Source organism: Streptomyces sp. NPDC002809 (assembly GCF_040295435.1).
Taxonomy (GTDB): domain Bacteria; phylum Actinomycetota; class Actinomycetes; order Streptomycetales; family Streptomycetaceae; genus Streptomyces.
In genome coordinates this window covers 74373-92441 of sequence record NZ_JBEOVJ010000004.1, presented here as the reverse complement: position 1 = coordinate 92441, position 18069 = coordinate 74373, and the positions used below count along the sequence as shown (strand labels likewise).

Genomic DNA, 18069 nt, shown 5'->3' with positions numbered 1-18069 from the left:
CCCCTACTGACCGAACACGCCCCGCAGCGCGGCGATCTTGCGCGGCAGGTCGTACTCCGCGCCGCCCTCGTGCCCGTTGTACGTGAACACCTCGATCTGCGCCGGACCGGCGTAGCGGTGGTAGGCGGCGAACACGGTGGACGACGGGCAGATCTTGTCCATCAGCCCCACGGAGAACCACGCGGGAGCGGTCGCCCGCGCCGCGAAGTTGACCCCGTCGAAGTAGGAGAGCGTCTCCATCGCCTCGTCGATCCGGAAGCGGTGGCCGGACAGCCAGCGGGCGATCTCCGCGTACGGCCCCGCGTCCGTGATCTGCGAGGCACGCCGGTAGTGGCAGAGGAAGGGCACATCGGCGACGGCCGCCACGACGTCGTCCCGCAGCCCCGCCACGGCGAGCGCGAGGCCGCCGCCCTGGCTGCCGCCGAGCACCGCGATCCGCGAGGCGTCCACGGCGTCATGGGCCTTCGCCGCGTCGACGGCCCGCACCGCGTCCGTGATCAGCCGGCGGTAGTAGTGCCGGTACGGGTCCTCGATGCCCCGGGTGAGGAAACCGGGGGAGGAGGAGCCGTTTCCGTCCGGACCGATGTCCACGGTGTCGGCGGTGTTCTTGCCGCCGCCGCCCTGACCGCGGTTGTCCATCACCAGATGGGCGTAGCCCAGGGCGCTCCAGGTGAGCCAGGAGTAGGGGATGCCGCGGCCGCCGTTGTACCCGATGTACTGCACGACGGCCGGCAGCGGACCCGAGCGTTCCCGGGGGAGCATCAGCCACGCCTTCACCGGCTGGCCGCCCCAGCCGCGGAACGTCACGTCGAACACGTCGACGGTGGCGAATCCCGCGTCGTACGGGACGAACTCTGCGTCCAGGTCGTGGCGGGTGCCTTCGGCGAGGGTCTTCTCCCAGAAGGCGTCGAAGTCGGCCGGCTCCTCCGGCTCCGGCCGGTACTCGCGCAGCCGGTCCAGGGGCATGTCGAACAGCAAGGGTCTAGCTCCTCTTCAGGATGAGGTTGAGGGTTGCACCGTGGAGTTCAGCCGTGTCGGCGGTGATCCGGATCCCGGTGCCGGTCCGGGCCACGGCGATGCCCGGGTCTGCGGAGACGAGGTTCAGGTCGCGACGGGCCAGGTCCAGTACGACGGAGGACCGCAGCTGCGTCGGGTCGGACAGCGAGACGGTCACCGTCTTCCCCTCCGGCCGCACCAGGACCGATGCCGGTCCGTCCGCGGTGAGTTCCTGCGCGGTCCCCGCGGTCCAGAAGTTCGCGGCGAGCAGCCCGTCCGCGCAGCGGCGTACCGCGTGCACGGAGCCGGTGTCCGCGATCAGTTTCACCGGGGGCGCCGCCGACCACTGCTTCGTACGTTCGGCGGACGCCATCGGTGCCTGGAGCCAGAAGTATCCCGCCTGGTCGGGTGCCGTGCCGTGGTCCTGCCACAGCGTCAGATACGGGCGGGTGACGGGGGTGTCCGTGCCGTACTTGAGGTTGATCTCGCGCCAGGTCGCCGTCCGGTCCTCGCGCAGACCGCGCACCGTCACGGCCTTGGGGAAGACGTAGCCGCCGGTCCCGGCGACATGCAGCCACCGCACCTTGTCCAGCGTTGCCGACCACCCGGTGTCCGCAGGGGCGGCCTGTCCGTTGACGAGCAGCGCCGCCGCAGGGTCCCGCAGCTTCCGGTTCTCCACGATCGTCTCGGCCGTACCCGCGTCCGCGCTGATTCCGGAGCCGACGCACGCGATCACGTCGTCCAGGCAGAACCAGCTCTTGAAGCCGTGCAGCGAGCTGCCGAACGCCCGCAGCTCCATGCCGTACGCGCCGAGCGTCGTTCCCGGTTGCGCGGCGCCGCCAGCCCAGTCGGCGGTGCTGGTGGTGCGCTGCCCCGCCGCGTCGGCGGGCCGGCCCGCGAGAACGGTCGTCCCGGCCAGCCGGGCGGGGTCGACCGTGGGCCAGTAGTCCTCGCTGTAGTGGCCGAGGTCGTTCGTGTACAGGAGCACCATTCCGTCGGACAGGTGCCAGGCGTGCAGGTTCTCGTTCTGGATCGACTCGTAGTTGTAGATCCGGGACGAGTAGGCGGAGATGCCGAGGGCGAACGAGGGCCGGTGGTGGGCCGCCTTGTCCATCCGGGGGTGCTGCTTGTGCGCGACCAGCGGACCGCGGGCCGGCACCGGGGACGCGATGACGTTCCGGGCCGCGACGAGGGAGGCGAGGTCGGTGACGGCGAGGAAGTCGCGGTAGGTGTCCTCGGCGATCCACTGCTTGACCAGGGAGGTGAACCGGTCGGCGGTCTCACCCGGGAAGCTCGGGATCAGCCGCACCACCGCCTCGATGACCGTCTGCGCCGAGACGTGGCCCTGCTTGCTCGGGCGGGCGATCTCGCGTCCGCAGACCGACGCCATCACATCGCCGCGCGCCAGGAGCGGGTCGAAACCCTCGTCGACCCAGAGGCGGACGTTGTCGAGGTCGGGATCGGTCACCGTCCACGCCGTGCCCGCGAGGAGGTTCAGCAGCCGGGAGAGGTTGTTCAGCAGCTCCTTGCCGTAGCCGCCGTTGTACGGGTGCTTGTAGTGCTGGAGGAACGAACCGTCGGAGTAGAAGCCCTCGCCCGTGCCCTCGGCCGCCGCGCTCGCGTCGTTGAAGGCCAGGACGCTGTTGGCGCCCGAACCCTCGACGTCCGAAAGAGCGTCACGTACCCGGGCGAGATCGCCGCCGTTGTCGCGGAGCACCGCGTTCACGGCGACGACGGTGGAGATCCACACCCGGTTGGCACCGGTCGCGATCTGCCGGTCGGCCCGCCAGAGGTTCGGGTCGGGGGTGTAGCCGCGGACGGCGTCGGTGATCCGGGCGAGCCGCTCCGCACCGAGCGCGTCGTACAGGAGCACGGTCGCGTCGTTGAGCGCGAGCGCGGAGCCGATCTCCCAGTCCCAGTCGTTGTCGAACCGGGTGTGCCCGGGGCCGTACCGGTTCGTCAGCATCCAGTCGATGCCCGCCACCAGCAGGTCCCGGAGCGCGGTGTCGCCGTACTGGACGGTGCCGGGGACGGCCCACGCGGTCGCGACGGTCGCGAGGCGCTTGAACGACGTCGTGACGTGGTTGGAGAGCGTGGTGCTGGTCAGGTCGGGGAAGAGCCCGTCGGTACGGGACGGGTCCAGGCCCTTCGCGGATGTCGTCGCGGCCTTGCCGATCCGGGCCACGGCCGCGGCGATCTGCGGGTCCGTGAGGTCGAGGCCGGGGCCGCCGGTCAGCAGGGTGTGCCACCGGGCGCGCAGCGAGGCTGCGTCGTCGACCGGGTCCGCGGCGTGTGCGGTGCCCGCCGCGAGCGTGAACGGCAGGGCGGCGGCCGCGCCGAGCGCCGCCGCACCGGCGAGGACGGTGCGGCGGGTGGTGGTGCCGGTGGTGCCTCGGGTGGTGCCTGGGTTCATGGTGCGGCCCTCACAGAAGGTGTCGGCGGTCGACGGCCGCGGCGAGCGCCGCATGGCCGGAAGGATTGGGGTGGAGCCCGTCGCCGCTGTCGAGCGCGGGCAGCATCCGCTCCGGGTGGTCCGGATCGCGCAGGGCGGCGTCGAATTCGACGACGGCGTCGAAGAGCCGGCCGGTCCGCACGGCCGCGTTGATCCGCTGCCGTACCGTCTCCAGCTCGGGAGTCCAGCGTGTCCAGCCGCCGAACGGCGTGATGGTCGCGCCGACCACGCGCAGTCCGGCGTCACGGGCGCGCAGCACCAGTTGCCGGTAGCCGGCCAGGACGAGCGCCGGGTCGGTCTGGCTGGGCGGCTGCTGGAGGTCGTTGACCCCGAGGTGGACCAGAACGGTCCGCAGCCCGGGCAGGGACAGCACATCGCGGTCGAAGCGGGCCTGCCCGCCCGGCCCGAACCGGGCGTCGTCGAGCAGCACCCGGTTGCCGCTGATCCCGAGATCGGCGACCGCCGCGCCGGGAAGGCGCCTGGCCAGCTGGTCCGGCCAGCGCAGATCGGCGTCGTCGGGCGTGCCGACGCCCTCCGCGATGGAGTCGCCGAGCACCGCGATCACCGGTCCGTGTGCGCCGGTCACCTCGACACCCGTCAGCAGGAACACCGAAGTGGTGCGCACTCCGTCGACGTCGTGCGAGGCATGGGTGTTGCGATGGAATGACAACGGCCCCGTCGGGCCGGGCAGCTCGGTCCGGACCGTCAGCAGGGCGCCCTCGGCGGCCCGCAGCCCCCCGACCGCGTCACTGGTCAGCGAGGCGCCCGCGGCCAGCCAGGCCTGCCGCTTCCCGCCGAACGTCACGGGCATGCCGCCCGCGGTCACCGGGCCGATCAGCACCGGCACCGTCCCGAAGGCGTGCCCGTAGCGCAGCCGGACCCGGCCGCCGGCCGACAGGCGTACGTGAGCAGTGAACGTGCCCTGTGTCAGCCCTGCGCTCGCCACCGTGTCGGTGGCCGTCGGCGCGGTCTGCGCGGTCGCCCACGACGTCGCCCATCGTGAGCGGCGCGCACCGGTGGCCGGTGTGTCGGCTGCCTGCGCCCCCGGGGCCGTCGCCACGACGGCGGCCAGCCCGGCCGCCGCCGTCAGTACCCCGCGTCTCGCGGGTCCCCGGCTGCTCACTGGGGGCACGCACCGGTCGGGTCGTACGCGCTGCCGTAGGTGCCCACGGCGTCGCCGCCGGTGTTCCCGCTCATCGTGTTCGTGCAGACGGGGCCCTGGGGGGTCCGCATGAACTTGATGCCGCCACCGGCGTTCCCGGTGATCGTGTTGCCGTAGACGCTGGTGTCGGTGCCGTCGGTCGCGGTGTCACCGCCGAGCCGGATGCCCGCTCCGACGTTGTCGTGGATGGTGTTGTAGCGGAAGATGTTGCCGCTGCCGCGCGCGTCCAGACCGCCGGAGCTGGAGTCCTTCTGCTGGCTGCAGTCGTTGTACTCGACGTAGTTGTTCGTCGAGTTCTCCTTCACGTCGACGCATTCGTTGCCGCGCGTGGCGATCGTGTTGTGGTGGATGCGGTTGTTCCGGCTGATGTCGGCTGCCGCGTCCGGGGCGCCGTTCGCGCCCTGCTGCTCGGGGGCGGTGCCGAGGTAGATGCCCTCGCCGTTCTTGCCGCCGCCGCCGAACTTGAAGTCGGCGACGCCGCAGTCGGTGATGGTGTTGCCGGAGATGTCGGCGCCGGTCACCAGGTAGCGCACCCGCAGGCATTCGTCGGCAGCGTTCTTGAGGGTCATTCCGGTGATGCTCAGACCGCCCACCCCGTTCCCGGGGGTCGTGCTCATGACATATATGAGCTTGAGGCGGTACCCGGACACATCGGTGGACGACCCGTGCAGTCCGTCCACCGTGAAGCCGCTCAGAGTCGTCGAATCGTGCTGCACCTGAATGATCCGCGCGTCGCCGGCCCCCTTCACCACGGCGTTCGCCGGGCCGGTGATGGTGACGCCGGCGCGCTTGGTCACGACATCCTGCTTGTACGTACCGGCGGCGAGGTTCACCACCGCGCCCGTCGGTGCCAGATCGACCGCCTTCTGGATCGTGGCGAGCGGGGAGCCCGCCGACGTACCGGAGTTGGTGTCGCTTCCGGCCGGCGCCACGTAGTAGGCGGTCGCCGCCGCGGCGGCCACGGACGGCGGGGGGAAGGCGAGCGGGGCGCCGGCGGCGAGCGCGGCTACGAGGGTGGCGCGCAGTGCATGGCTCATGGGGTGTGCCTCCTGGGGTCAGCGAAGGACAGAGCGAGCAGTACGGGAATGCTCGGGCCGAGCAGCAGTGGCCCGAGCGGTACGACGAGAGAGAGCAGTACGGCGGAGATCACCGCACCGAGCAGGGCGGTGCCGCGGGCGGCCGAGCCGAAGCCGAGCGCCAGCGCGCCCCGGGTCCAGGTGCGGACGGTGCCGCCCGGCGCCCGGCCGGCCTCGGCCGCGAACGCCACATGATGGATGACCAGGGCGGCCGCGATGCCCACCTGGGCGGCGAGCAGCACGAAGGTCCACGGCTCCGAACGGCTCAGCAGATGAACGATGTTGGCGGCCAGAACGGCCCCGGCGGCCGTGGACGCGAGCGAGTGCCGCCACAGGCCGCGCCAGTACGCGGGGAAGTACCTGAACGTGTTGCCGAAACAGTGGCTGTCGCCCTCGGCCCGCCACCGCTGGAGCCCGTGCGCCATCGCGGCGAGGGCGGGAAGCCAGGTCACGACCCCCAGCGACAGCACGGCGAACGCGGCTCCGGCGGCGGCCGGATAGGCCACGAACTCCAGCCGCCGCAGCAGCGTCGGCCAGCCGGACGAGAGAGTTGCCTGCATGGTCAGCCGACCTTTCCTGTGTGCGGTTGCGCCACATCGAGCAGCGTGACGCCGTCCAGCTCCAGCCGGGTCGCGGCCACGACGTAGGGGGCGTCGCCCTCGCTGAGCAGCACGGCGGCCGCATCCGCGTGGACACCGGCGGTACGGATCCGCCGGGCAACGGGGGAGAGCAGCACGGTCTCCGCACCGAAGGTCACGCCCTGGCCCTCCGTGCACGCGACCCGGGCGGCATCCGGCTCCGTTCCCGGGGTGATCGTGGTGAGGAACAACCCCTCGGACGACCGCTCCGTGGTCGAGCGCAGGGTGTGCAGGGTTCGGGTGAGGCGCAGTTCGGGCGTGCTCGACGTCGGATTGGCCTCCACCTCGGTGACCTCCCCGACGACGCGGCCATCGGCGGGGGCGAACTGCCGCAGCCGGGCCGCGGCCGCCCCGGAACGGATCAGCCGGCTGCCGTCCGGCTGCGGCTCGGTCGGCCGGTCCGTCTGCAGCAGGAACGTCCACTCCCGCTCCGCGTCCGCCTCGGCGAGGTCCAGCAGCACCAGGCGCCCCGACGGGGTGAACACCAGCGTCCGGTCGAGCCGCCGCACCCCGAGCGCGGGGTCGTACATCGCGGCGATCTCCGCCGTGGAGTGGGCCCACCCGCAGTCGGGGGAGACGAGCACATCGCGCTGCCCGGCCTGCCGCTCGAAGGGGATGTCCCGGTACACGTGATACCGGTCCTCGTCCGCGTAGCCCTGCCCGTCCACCAGCAGCAGATTGTGGTGCGCGGCCTTCTTGCGGTTGCTGTAGCCCTCGTCCACGGCGAGGAACGCACCCTGCGAGACGAAGACGAACGAACCCGAATCGGGGTGGTGATGACCCTGGTCGAGCGTCTCCCAGCCCTTCTCCACCCGGTGCTTCTCCGCGGTCTCCCACGCCCGGTGACCCCCGCCCGGACTGGCCTTGAACGACACCAGCGTGGCGTCGTCGTCCCAGCCCGTGCGCGCGGCCAGCAGCCCCAGGTCCGGGAAGAACGCCCGTGTCTCGGTGGGCCGGGCCGCCGGCACGGACGGGTCGTACCAGAGGTACTCCAGATAGGCCTCCGGCAGGATTCCCGGCCGCACACCGCTCTCGGCCGCCTCCGCCCACAGCAGTTCACCCGATGCCAGGTCGCCCATCCACTGGGCCTCCGGGATCGCGTACTGGGCGGCCAGACGGTAGTAGAGACCGGCGCTGTGGCCGCTGCGCCGGTCATGGCAGTCGCCGTGGTCGACGTTGAACGCGAACCCGGGCGCCGTCTGGTGCAGCCGGTAGCGGAACGTCCGGGACATGAAGCCGCCCCTGTCCCACCAGTCGATGCCCTCCGCCTCCTTCAGGAGATCCAGATGGATGGCGAGGAACGGCACGCCGTAGCGCCAGTAGACGACGCCCTCGGCATGCGAGCCGTCCTCGGGCATCAGGTCCAGGACGGTCGCGAGATTGTCCCTGGCGCGCTCGGTCCACTCCTCCTTGCCGAGCACGTACCCGGCCGTCGCCAGACCCGCGTAGCAGATCCAGTTGTGGTTCTGCCAGTACGACGACGACCACCAGCGGCCCTCGCTCGCCACCGCGAACTCGTACATCCGCCGCCCCTGGAGCAGCAGTTTGTACCGCAGCAGCGCCTGCGCCCCGTCCGGCAGGTCGTCACCGAGCCACCGGTAGGCGAGCGACAGATGGTGCAGCAGCCAGCCGGCGTCCAGGTCGTGGTCCGGCATGTGCGCCCTGCCCCAGTGGGGCAGTCGCACCGCGGCCTCGATCCAGCGCAGGCTCTCCGCCAGATGCGCCCGGTCGCCGGAGACCCGGTAGGCGAGAGCCGGGTTGGAGGCGGCGGGGCCGAGCCAGGTGATGCTGGCCAGGGGGTGCGAACCGGGCGGAGTCAGCCCGCGGTGGCGGGCGGCCTCCTCGAACAGCCGCACTTCCTGCGCGGGGCGCGGGCCGGGTGGTGGGGTCGCCGAGAGCAACAAGGGTCAGTCCTCCGTGTGGAACCGCGCGGTACTGCCGTCGGCGAGGCGGACCGTCAGCCCGTCGTCGTCCAGGTGTACGTCCGTCACCGCGGGGCCGGCCGATGCGGCCTGGTAGACCGACGCGAACGTGACCCGGTCGGTGTCGGCGGTGAAGTCCACCCGGGTCCTCACGCGCTGCGGATCGTCGGCCGGGCCCGGGCCCGGCCGGCTGACCGGGCGTACCGGCACATCGGCCCGGTGGGTGTGCCAGCCGTGCAGCGTCTCGTCGCCGTACCAGGTGGTACGCGCCGCGCCCGCCGCCTGCACCTGCACGTCCAGCGCGGTGCCGGGGCGCAACTGCGCGGTGATGCGCCGGGAATCGTCGGCCGTCACGGTCAGCAGGTCCACCAGGTAGCCGTCGCCGGCCGCGATCCGCCGGACCCCGCGCACACCTTCGTACGCCGACGTCACCTCGGCGGTGACCGACCGGTCGTCCGAACCGAGCAGCGCTCCCGTGCACTCCGCCTGCTCGATGCCGTCCACCCGGAACGCGGGATGGGCTTCGGTCGACGCGTACAGATCGCGGAACTCGGCGTGGGCGTAGGGCACCTGGCCGGGATCGGGCTGCCACGGCGTGGTGTCCCCGTAGAGATAGAGCGACAGCTTGTCCCGGTGGCCGTGCGAACCGCCGTGCGGGCCGAAGTCCAGCAGGGCGTGGATGCCCGCGACCCGCAGCACCGCGTAGCCGGCCTCGGTGAACAACGTGAGCGCACCGGCCGCGGGGCGCTCCGGCAGTGGCGGGCCGGTGAACCATCCGCCCAGCTCCCGGTCCAGCCCGTCATCTGCCGGGCCCAGCTCGGCACGGGCCCGCCCGGCCACCGCGTCCAGCGCGGCAGACGGAACCAACTGCTGTGCCAGAGAGGCGAGTTCGAGCCACTCAAGAGCCAACGGGTCACGCAGATAGGGGCCGTCGTGCAGGGCGGGCAGAATGCCGCCCGGCGTGGCGATCGCCGCCAGCACGTCCGTCATCCCGGCCAGCACACCCACCACGTCCGAGGGGAGGGCAGCCGGATCGGTGCCCCGCAGCGCCAGCAGCGCCGCCCGCAGCACGAACCCGTGGTAGTAGGTGCTGCCCTCCCACTCCCAGCCGTCCTCGGCGACCGCGACGCGCAGATGCGCGTACAGCCCGCTGTCGCCCTCCAGCCACTCCTTGCCGCCGTCCCACTCCCGCCCGCGCACCGCCGCGGCACCTCGTCCGGCGGCGGCGCCCGCTGCGTTGAGCCAGGCGGTGTAGTTGGAGGCGAGCTGCCCCTTGCCGACCAGTACGGCACGGGCGTCGAGCGCGGCCCGCTCCAGAGCGTCGAGCAGCGGCAGCACCTCGGCCAGATCGTCCGTGCCGTTCTCGGCGAGCGTCAGGACCGTGTGCCCGATGTTCACCGCCCAGATCGCGTCGGTCAGCGCCTGGTGGAAGAGCCGGCCGCGCAGCATCCAGTCCTGCGCCTCACCGTGCTGCGCGGCGGCCAGTTCCTCGTACAGAGCGGTGTACTCGACGAGCCTTGCCACCGCCTCGCCGCGCTCCCCGCGGTGGGCGAGCACCCGCAGGTGCCGCGCCCACGCCTGGTGCGACAGCACCAGCCAGGCACCGCGCACCGCCTCGTTGTCCACCCGGCAGCCGTACGCGCAGCGCGCACCGCCCTCGGGAAACGCCCCGGCGAGTACGTCGCCGTGGTCCAGCTCCACACCGTGGGCCGGGCATACGTACGCGTGCCACCAGCCGCCGCGCTCCCGGGCGATCCGCCTCAACGCGGCCACACGCCACCGTCGATGTCGACCGTGGTGGCCGTGAGGAAGCCGGACGAGGGCGAGGCCAGGTGGACGACGGCCGCAGCCACGTCCTCCGGCGTGCCGGCCCGGCCGACCGGGATGCCCGCTTCCATCGCCTGCTGCGCCGCGGGCGCGGTGAACGTGTCGTGGAAGGCGGTGCCCTTGATGAAGCCGGGGGCGACGGTGTTGACCGTGATGCCGCTGCCGCCGAGTTCCTTGGCCAGACCCTTGGTGAAGCCGCGGATCCCGGCCTTGGCGGCCGCGTAGGCGACCGATCCGGGACCGCCGCCGTTGTGTGCGGCGAGCGACGACATCGTGATGATGCGCCCGGCGGAGGACTCCTTCAGATGCGGCAGCGCCGCCCGCACCGTACGGAACGTCGAGGTCAGGTTGGTGTCGATGACCTGGTCGAAATGGTCGTCGGACATCTCGGCGATGGTGGCCCGCCCGACGAGATGGCCCGCGTTGCAGACCAGGACGTCCAGCCCGCCGAGGAATCCGGTGGCCTCCTCGGCCAGGCGGTCGACCTCGGCCGTCACCGTCGCGTCGGCCTGGAACGCCTTGGCCCGGCGGCCGAGCGCCTCGATCGCGGAGACCGTCTTCGCGGCCTCGTCGGCGGAGGAGTGGTAGTGGACGGCGACATCGGCGCCGGCTTCGGCAAGGGCCACGGCGATGGCGCGGCCGATGCCGTGGCCCGCCCCGGTCACCAGTGCGCGGGAACCTTGGAGATCAGCAGACATGGGGGGTATCCCTTTCGATATCCGGCCGTTGAGGGCCGGGACCGGTCACTTGAGACCGGCGGTTGCGAAGCCCTGCACGAAATAGCGCTGGCCGATGAGGAAGAGCACGACCATGGGCAGGGTGGCGAGCGTGGTGCCCGCCATCAGGAAGTGCCACTGGAGGCCGTTCTCCGTCTTGAAGACGGAGAGCCCCACCTGGATGACCCGCAGACTGTCCGTCCGGGTCACCAGCAGCGGCCACAGGAAGTTGTTCCACGAGGATTCGAAGGTGAGCAGCGCCACCGTGACGAGCGCGGGCTTGACCTGCGGCGTCATGATCCTGGCGTAGATCCGGAACTCGCCCAGACCGTCCAGCCGGGCCGCTTCCTCCAGCTCCACCGGAAGGTCCAGATAGAACTGCCGGAAGAGGAAGACGGCGAACGGGGTGACCGCACCGGGCACGATGAGCGCCCACCACGTGTCCAGCCACCCGCTGCCGCCCTGACCGAACAGGTCGTTCCCGCCGGCCAGCGGCATGAAGCGGACGATCAGGAACTCGGGCAGCACCTTCGTGTACGTGGGGATCATCAGTGCCGCGATGAAGAGGTAGAAGATGACCTCGCTGCCCCGGAACCTGATCCGGGCCAGCGCGTATCCGGCCATCGAGGCGATCAGCACGTTGAGCACGGTGTGGCTGAACGCGATGATGAAGCTGTTGCGGGCGTACGTGGCGAAGGGCGCGGCCTTCAGTGCCTCGGCGTAGTTGCCGAAGTCCCAGTGTTCCGGCAGCAGTCCGGCGTCCTGCGACGCGATCTCCACCGGTGTCTTGAGGGAGGTCAGCACCATCCAGATGAACGGCACCACCATCAGCAGCGACACCAGGGACAGCGTCACGTAGAGCGCGATCCGTCCGAAGGTGAGCGGCTTCCCCTTCGCCGCGGGGCGGGGTGCGTGAGCGACCCCGGGCTTGTGCAGCTCAGTTGTGGCCACGGGTGCCTCCCATGATCCGCCGGTTGACCAGGGTGAAGCCCATCAGCAGGACGAACAGCACCAGTGACTGGGCGCAGGCGTAGCCGACGCGGAACTCCCGGAAGGCGGACTTGTAGATCTCGTACGTCATCATCGTGGTGCTGTTGGCCGGCCCACCCTCGGTGAGGATGTAGATCTGGTCGAACGACTGGAACGCGCTGATCATCGAGGTGATGAGCACGAAGAACGTCGCGGGCTTCAGCAGCGGCAGCGTGATCGAGAAGAACTGCCGCACCTTGGACGCGCCGTCCACCGACGCCGCTTCGTACAGCTCCTTCGGCATGGACTGGAGCGCGGCCAAGTAGATGAGCATCTTCATGCCGATGCCCTGCCAGATGCCGACCAGGATCACCGAGGGCAACGCCCAGGTGGTCGACGAGAGCCAGGCCGGACCCTCGATCCCGACGAACGAGAGCAGGGCGTTGAGCAGCCCGTTGCTCGGGTTGTAGATCCACAGCCAGACCAGGGCGATCGCCACCGTGGCGGTGACCTGCGGCAGGAAGATCGCGGTACGGAAGATCCCGCGCGCCTTCAGGCCCGTGTGCAGGGCGAGTGCCACCAGCAGCCCCAGCATCATGCCGAACGGCACGGTGAAGAAGGTGTAGATGACGGTGTTGACGATGGACTTGCGGAACACCGCGTCGTCCAGCATCTCCGTGAAGTTGTCGAGCCCCACGAACTGTGGCGGCGTCAGCACGTCGTACTTCGTGAAGGCCAGGACGACCGAGGCGACGACCGGCAGGCCGATCCAGAGCGCGGCGTGCAGCAGGGCGGGGGCCACCATCAGCATGCCGGCCCGTTGCCTGCGGCGCCCCGGACCCGTCGGGGTCCTGCCGGTCTGCCGCTTGGCGGGCCGGGTCTTCTCAGGCGGGGAAGGCGGCCGCGCGGGCCGTGCCTTCAATACGGATACAGCTCCCACAGCGGCGCCTCACATCCGGCCGATGGCGGCCTCGGCGAGACGGCCGAGTTCCGCGATGGCGTCCTTCGCGGACTGACCGCCCACGATCGCGGGCTCCAGCGTCGGCTTGATCTTCTCGCGGATCTCCATCCACGCAGCGGTGCCGCCCTCCGAGCAGGCGGCGCTCATGTTCTGCAGGGAGAGGTCGACGAACTTGTTCTCCTTGACATAGCCGGATTCGTTGAGGTCCTTGAGCCCCGGCACCGAACCGCGCTGCTTCGCGGCGCCCAGGATCGACTCCGGGGTCGCGAGGTACTCGACCAGCGCACGCGCGGCGGCCGGGTGCTTGGAGCTGGCCGACTGGGTGACGAGCGTGCCGCCCTGGAGCATCGCCGGCTTGCGGTTGGCCAGGATGAACGCACCGAGCTTGTCCTCCTTCAGCAGCTCGGGGTTCTGCTGGCGGACCTGCTCCCACAGGGCACTGGTCGTCATCATCATCGACGCCCGGCCCGTCTGGACGTTGGCCGGGGCACCGGCGTCCGTCTTCTTCGCGTAGTCGGCGGAGCCGTCCTTGATCAGGTCCTTGAAGAACTGCAGCGCCTCGACGCCCCGGCTGTCGGTGAACAGCACCTTCTTGCCGTCGGCGCTGAAGAGCTGACCGCCGTTGGCGAACAGGAACGTCTCCCAGCACTGGCGCAGGTCGATGGAGAACGGGTCGAACCCGATCTGCCCGCCCTTCGTCAGCTGCTTCGCCACGGCCCGCAGTTCCGCCCAGTTGGCCGGGGTCTTCTTGATGCCGGCCTCGGCGAAGTGGTCCTTGCGGTAGACGACGATGCGGGTGTCGAGCACCACCGGCAGCGCGTACAGCTTGCCGTCGTAGCGCGACGGCTCCAGCACCCGCTTCTCGTAGTCGTGCGCGGTGGCGAACTTCTCCGGCAGCTCCGCGATCGCCTTCTTGGCGGCGAACGGCGGGATCCAGCCGACGCCCATCATCAGCACATCGGGCAGCAGCCCGCCGGCCATACCCGTGGTGATCTTCTCGTTGAGCTGCGCGTACGTGGTGTAGTCCACGTTCACCTTGACGTCCGGATACTTCTTCCGGAAGCCGCCCAGGATCTCCTTCTCCAACAGCGTCTTGCCGTTGGCGTTCTCGTAGATCGGGGTGAGCAGCGTGATCTCGCCCTCGGCGGGACCGTCGGCGGAGCCGGCCGCAGTGGAGCCGGTGCCGCAGCCGGACAGTGCGGCCGCAGCCGTACCGGCACCGATGGCGGCGAGCAGCGACCGTCGTTTAAGTTCCATGGGGCACCCCTTGAGGCGAAGGCAGTGGATCGATCCAGCAATGACAACCCGGCCATGGCTGGGAAGTGCTGGTAAATCGATGCACTGAGACTAAGAACGCTCCGTGAGACTCGTCAACAGCTGATGCACAACAATTTTCCGGGAAGTTAACGGGTGTACCGGTGAAGCAAGTTCAGTAAATCGGTACACTAGTGTGGTTGAACGCGTTCCGAACCGGAGGTGGCATGAGCGGGGTAACGATCCATCAGGTCGCGGAGGCTGCGGGTGTCTCCGCCAGCACCGTGTCGAACGTCCTCAACGGACGTACGGACCGTATGCAGGCGACCACCCTGGCCCGCGTGGAGCAGGTGATCGAGCAGCTCAGCTACCGGCCCAACCGTGCGGCGCGCATGCTGCGCACCGGCCGGATCAAGGTCATCGGCCTGATCGTGCCGTCGGTCGCCAACCCCTTCTGGGGGGCGCTGGCCCGGGAGCTGGAGGCCATCGCGCTGGCCGAGGGGTATCACGTACTGCTCTGCAACAGCGAGCGTGATCCGGCCCGTGAGCTCAAGTACGGGGAAGAGCTGCTGGCCGACGGGGTGAGCGGGGTGGTGCTCTGTTCCTCGCTGCCCTCGCTCGAGCATGTCGCCCCGCTGCTCAGCCGCGGTCTGAGGATGGTCGCCTTCGACCGCACCGCCCAGGCGGGCGATCCGCCGTCGCTGGCCTCCATCAGTGTCGACAACGCGATGGGCGCCGAGCTCGCCACCCGCCATCTGCTCGAACTGGGACACCGCAGGCTGGCGTTCGTCTCAGGCTCGGTCAACAGCGTCAACCGTCGCGAGCGGCTGCGCGGATTCCGGGCGGCCCTGGAGTCGGCGGGCCTGGATCCGGCGGACGCGATCGTGTGGCCCGGCGCCGACACCGCGGAGTTCGGTGACAAGGACGCGGCCGAGCTGGGGCGCAAGGCCGCCCGGGAGCTGCTGTGCGGACCGCGTCCGCCCACCGCGTTCGTCGCGATCAACGACATGTGCGCGATCGGGATCTGCCGGGGCGCGAAGGACGCGGGCCGCAGCGCGGGGCAGGACGTCTCCGTGGTCGGCTTCGACGACATCCTGCTCGCCGACCTCTTCGAGCCGCCGCTGACCACTGTGCGCCAGCCTCTTCCGGAGATGGCCGCCGAGACGTTCCAGCAGCTGAAGGCCCGGATCGAATCCGCCCCGGTCGCCGGACGTTCGCTCCTGATCAGGCCGAGGCTGGTGGTCCGGGAGTCGACGGCGCCCGCCCCTGTCGAGGTGGAATCGCCGGGCGAGGTGCTTGCGCACCGGTGAACCGCCGGTGCGCGCCGGTGGCGCCGACCGGCCGGTACGCGGACAGCGCGAGGCCACCGCCCCGGAAGCGGTGCCCTCGCGCCGATGGTCCCCGGACGTCCGCGGACGTTGCCGTGCCTCGCGGGCGTTGCCGTGCCCCGCGCCCGCCCCTGGGTCAGGACGTGGTGCAGGCGCCGATGGATGGCGCCGAGGTGTTGCCGTTCGTCATGACGGTGAACCCGAAGGACGTCGAGGCTCCGGCGGCCAGACTGCCGTTGCCGTTGGGCTTCATGGTCATCACATTGCCGCTGCCGTCCCAGGACGGGGTGCCGTTCCAGGTGGTGGTGATCTTCTGGGGAGACGTCACCGTCACCGGGACCGTCCAGGTGCTGATCGCCGAACTGCCCGCCCTGACCGTCACCTGCCCGTTGAAGCGGTCGCCCCAGGTGTCGGTCTTCGTGTAGGTGACCGTGCACGAGCCGGTTCCGCCGCCGTTGTCCCCGCCACCGCCGCTGGTGCCGCCCAGTGCCGCGAGTACGGCGGTGTACGCCGGCTTCCTGCCGTAGTTGTCGTCGAACAGCAGCGGGGTGCCGCTGCTGCGCCACGAGTACTTGTCCGGGATGCCCCATACGGTGATGCCGGCGCAGCGTGACACGGCCAGACAGGCGTTCACGACCTTGGTGTAACTCGCGGCCTGCGCCGACCCCGAGCCCTCGATGTCCAGCTCGGTGATCTGCACGTCCACCCCGAGATCGGCGAAACGCTGCAGATTTGCCTGGTAGTCCGAGGGGACGGGGGAGTTGCTGTTGAAGTGCGACTGGAAGCCGACGCAGTCGATCGGGACACCGCGCTGCTTGAAGTCCTTCACCATGGCGTAGACCGCGTTACTCTTCGCGTTCTGACCGTCGGTGTTGTAGTCGTTGTAACAGAGCTTGGCCCCGGAGTCCGCGGCCCGTGCGGTACGGAAGGCCTCCTCGATGAAGCCGTTGCCGAGTCTGTCCTGGAAGGGTGAGCTGCGCCGGGCCCCGCTGCTGCCGTCCTGGAAGGCCTCGTTGACGACGTCCCAGGCGTAGATCTTGCCCTTGTAGTGCGCCATCACCTGGTTGATGTGGTTGGTCATCGCCGAACGCAGGTCATCGGCGCCGAGCCCGCCCACCCAGCCGGGGAGCTGGGAGTGCCACACCAGCGTGTGACCGCGGAGCTTCATGCCCTTGCCCTGGGCATGGCTGACGATCTGGTCCGCGGAGCCGAAGCTGAAGCTGTTGCGGGAGGCCTCGACGGCATCCCACTTCATCTCGTTCTCCGGCGTCACCATGGTGAACTCGGTGTCCAGGGTGGAGGCGTACGCGGACTCGCCGAGGTGGTTGGCGGCGACGGCGGTGCCGAAGTAGCGGCCCTTGGCGGCGGCGGACGCCCCGAGCGTCGTCGCGGCCTCGGCGGTGCCCGCGAGCGAGAGGACCCCCGCCGCGGCGAGCGCGCCGGCCATGGCGAGCACGCCGGCCCTGCGTGCCCGTGAGAGGGACTTCGAACGTGCGGCTTCGCCGTTGTGCGGTGGGTTGACGATCACTTTCCAACACCTTCTTCCGGTCGCCGGGCGGCATGAACGGGCCGCCCGGACGGGTGAGTGGACCGTGTGCTGAGCGGTCTCCGGCCACGGGGGACCCGCCGTCCGACGACGGTTCCGTGGCGCGAAGTTGATCGGTGATGCAGGGAGCGAGGGAGAGTATGCGCGCGCCCGGATCGCTCGTCAACGCCACATTTCCGAAATATTTCGAAGAGATTAACCGCCTCATTGCCCTCCCCTATGGCTTTGACCTGCTGATTTGCTCTCTGATTCGCGTCACGCGATGGGATGCGGGGGACGCATGCGTACATTCAACCCTCGTAGTTACGAAAGGATTCCGAATGCTGAGCGAGGATGGCAATGCATGTCGTCATGGCAAGTGCAAAAAGAGCAGCAGGGCTACCCCGGCTGATCTGGGACTTCTGCGCTCGCATCGGTGAATCGGGTGGCCGGTGAATCGATATCGACGCCGCAATCCATCGAAATATTTCGATCACCGAAAGAATCTTGAATCGAATCCCGGGGATTCCGGGGTCCTCCCATGACACGATCGGTTCCCGCGGCCGGCCGGGCAGCCGGATGCACCACCCGGAGGGATTCATGGCGACACGGTGGAGCCTGACGATCGACTGCGCGCACCCCGCGCAACTGGCGGAGTTCTGGGCGCTCGCCCTGAGCTACACGCGGAAGCCGCCGCCGAAGGGCTTCGGCAACTGGGAGGAGTGGTTCGTGCACCATGACGTCCCGGAGGAGGAGTGGGACGACGGCGCCTACCTGTCGGACCCGGAGGGTGAGGGGCCCGACCTGTCCTTCATGAAGGTGCCCGAGTCGAAGGCGGGGAAGAACCGCCTGCATCTGGATGTGCAGGCCGGCGGCGGCCGCGAGGTGCCGTGGGAGGTGCGTTGGCCGCGCGTGCTGGAGGCGCTGGATCGGCTGACTGCCGCGGGGGCGACGGTCCTTCATGAGTACGAGGCCAGGGGGCGGCCCGATCACGTGCTGGTGGCGGACCCGGAGGGCAACGAGTTCTGCCTGTTGTGACGGCCTGCGCGCCCGGAGACCCATGTCCCCGAAGGCAGGGCGAATCGACAAGCGGTTCTCCCGGAGCGACCGACCGGCAGAGCGGCACGGACCGACCGGCAGAGCGGCACGGACCGGCAGACCGGCATCGCCCGGCATCCTGCCCTCGGCTGCTCCCCGCCTCCGGCATGACCCGAACGAGAGGCCCTGAGGGCTGTCCCGTGAT

At 70.2% G+C, this 18069-nt stretch carries 14 protein-coding genes; 2 read left to right on the top strand and 12 right to left on the bottom strand.

Going from position 1 to position 18069, the window contains the following annotated elements:
• Window positions 1-3 precede the first annotated feature (3 nt).
• From ABT025_RS04085 to ABT025_RS04035, 11 genes are all read right to left on the bottom strand, one after another.
• Window positions 4-978, bottom strand: a complete 975-nt coding sequence (locus tag ABT025_RS04085; RefSeq protein ID WP_350989587.1) for an acetylxylan esterase — start codon at window positions 976-978, stop codon at window positions 4-6.
• A 4-nt stretch (window positions 979-982) separates the two neighbouring features.
• On the bottom strand, window positions 983-3463 hold the full coding sequence (locus tag ABT025_RS04080; protein WP_350989585.1) for a polysaccharide lyase 8 family protein: 2481 nt from the start codon (window positions 3461-3463) through the stop codon (window positions 983-985).
• Complete coding sequence (locus tag ABT025_RS04075) at window positions 3420-4571, bottom strand: SGNH/GDSL hydrolase family protein (protein ID WP_350989583.1); 1152 nt, start codon at window positions 4569-4571, stop codon at window positions 3420-3422. Before ABT025_RS04075 ends, ABT025_RS04080 begins: the two co-directional genes overlap by 44 nt.
• Entirely contained in the window at window positions 4568-5647 is a 1080-nt protein-coding gene (locus tag ABT025_RS04070; protein WP_350989581.1) for a DUF1565 domain-containing protein, read from the bottom strand. Before ABT025_RS04070 ends, ABT025_RS04075 begins: the two co-directional genes overlap by 4 nt.
• A complete protein-coding gene (locus tag ABT025_RS04065) occupies window positions 5644-6246 on the bottom strand; it encodes a hypothetical protein (protein ID WP_350989579.1) in 603 nt (200 codons plus the stop codon). Before ABT025_RS04065 ends, ABT025_RS04070 begins: the two co-directional genes overlap by 4 nt.
• Before the next feature lie 2 nt (window positions 6247-6248).
• Window positions 6249-8228 (bottom strand): DUF4962 domain-containing protein, encoded by a 1980-nt coding sequence (locus ABT025_RS04060; protein ID WP_350989577.1) that lies wholly within the window; start codon window positions 8226-8228, stop codon window positions 6249-6251.
• Between the two features lie 3 nt (window positions 8229-8231).
• Window positions 8232-10019 carry a heparinase II/III domain-containing protein gene (locus ABT025_RS04055; RefSeq protein WP_350989575.1) on the bottom strand — a complete coding sequence of 596 codons (1788 nt, stop codon included), beginning with the start codon at window positions 10017-10019 and terminating at the stop codon, window positions 8232-8234.
• Complete coding sequence (locus ABT025_RS04050; RefSeq protein ID WP_350989573.1) at window positions 10007-10771, bottom strand: SDR family NAD(P)-dependent oxidoreductase; 765 nt, start codon at window positions 10769-10771, stop codon at window positions 10007-10009. Before ABT025_RS04050 ends, ABT025_RS04055 begins: the two co-directional genes overlap by 13 nt.
• 45 nt (window positions 10772-10816) lie before the next feature.
• Window positions 10817-11740: a carbohydrate ABC transporter permease gene (locus ABT025_RS04045; protein ID WP_350989571.1), complete on the bottom strand. Its 924-nt coding sequence runs from the start codon at window positions 11738-11740 to the stop codon at window positions 10817-10819.
• A complete protein-coding gene (locus ABT025_RS04040) occupies window positions 11727-12569 on the bottom strand; it encodes a carbohydrate ABC transporter permease (RefSeq protein ID WP_350989569.1) in 843 nt (280 codons plus the stop codon). The genes ABT025_RS04045 and ABT025_RS04040 overlap by 14 nt, the downstream gene beginning before the upstream one ends.
• Window positions 12570-12707: 138 nt before the next feature.
• Window positions 12708-13976 (bottom strand): ABC transporter substrate-binding protein, encoded by a 1269-nt coding sequence (locus tag ABT025_RS04035; protein ID WP_350989567.1) that lies wholly within the window; start codon window positions 13974-13976, stop codon window positions 12708-12710.
• 224 nt (window positions 13977-14200) lie between these two features.
• Here ABT025_RS04035 and ABT025_RS04030 point away from each other — a divergent pair, with 224 nt between their 5' ends.
• Window positions 14201-15283 carry a LacI family DNA-binding transcriptional regulator gene (locus ABT025_RS04030; protein ID WP_350989564.1) on the top strand — a complete coding sequence of 361 codons (1083 nt, stop codon included), beginning with the start codon at window positions 14201-14203 and terminating at the stop codon, window positions 15281-15283.
• Window positions 15284-15437: 154 nt separating this feature from the next.
• Here the strand turns inward: ABT025_RS04030 and ABT025_RS04025 are convergent, their stop codons facing one another.
• A complete protein-coding gene (locus ABT025_RS04025; RefSeq protein ID WP_350989813.1) occupies window positions 15438-16748 on the bottom strand; it encodes a glycoside hydrolase family 10 protein in 1311 nt (436 codons plus the stop codon).
• Window positions 16749-17426: 678 nt separating this feature from the next.
• Here ABT025_RS04025 and ABT025_RS04020 point away from each other — a divergent pair.
• Window positions 17427-17864 carry a VOC family protein gene (locus ABT025_RS04020; protein WP_350989562.1) on the top strand — a complete coding sequence of 146 codons (438 nt, stop codon included), beginning with the start codon at window positions 17427-17429 and terminating at the stop codon, window positions 17862-17864.
• Window positions 17865-18069 lie beyond the last annotated feature (205 nt).

Coding starts and splice junctions, on each gene's coding strand:
- ABT025_RS04050 (WP_350989573.1), bottom strand. CDS start 10,771: ATGTCTGCTGATCTCCAAGGTTCCCGCGCACTGGTGACCGGGGCGGGC.
- ABT025_RS04070 (WP_350989581.1), bottom strand. CDS start 5,647: ATGAGCCATGCACTGCGCGCCACCCTCGTAGCCGCGCTCGCCGCCGGC.
- ABT025_RS04025 (WP_350989813.1), bottom strand. CDS start 16,748: ATGGCCGGCGCGCTCGCCGCGGCGGGGGTCCTCTCGCTCGCGGGCACC.
- ABT025_RS04065 (WP_350989579.1), bottom strand. CDS start 6,246: ATGCAGGCAACTCTCTCGTCCGGCTGGCCGACGCTGCTGCGGCGGCTG.
- ABT025_RS04030 (WP_350989564.1), top strand. CDS start 14,201: ATGAGCGGGGTAACGATCCATCAGGTCGCGGAGGCTGCGGGTGTCTCC.
- ABT025_RS04080 (WP_350989585.1), bottom strand. CDS start 3,463: ATGCGGCGCTCGCCGCGGCCGTCGACCGCCGACACCTTCTGTGAGGGC.
- ABT025_RS04035 (WP_350989567.1), bottom strand. CDS start 13,976: ATGGAACTTAAACGACGGTCGCTGCTCGCCGCCATCGGTGCCGGTACG.
- ABT025_RS04020 (WP_350989562.1), top strand. CDS start 17,427: ATGGCGACACGGTGGAGCCTGACGATCGACTGCGCGCACCCCGCGCAA.
- ABT025_RS04040 (WP_350989569.1), bottom strand. CDS start 12,569: ATGCTGATGGTGGCCCCCGCCCTGCTGCACGCCGCGCTCTGGATCGGC.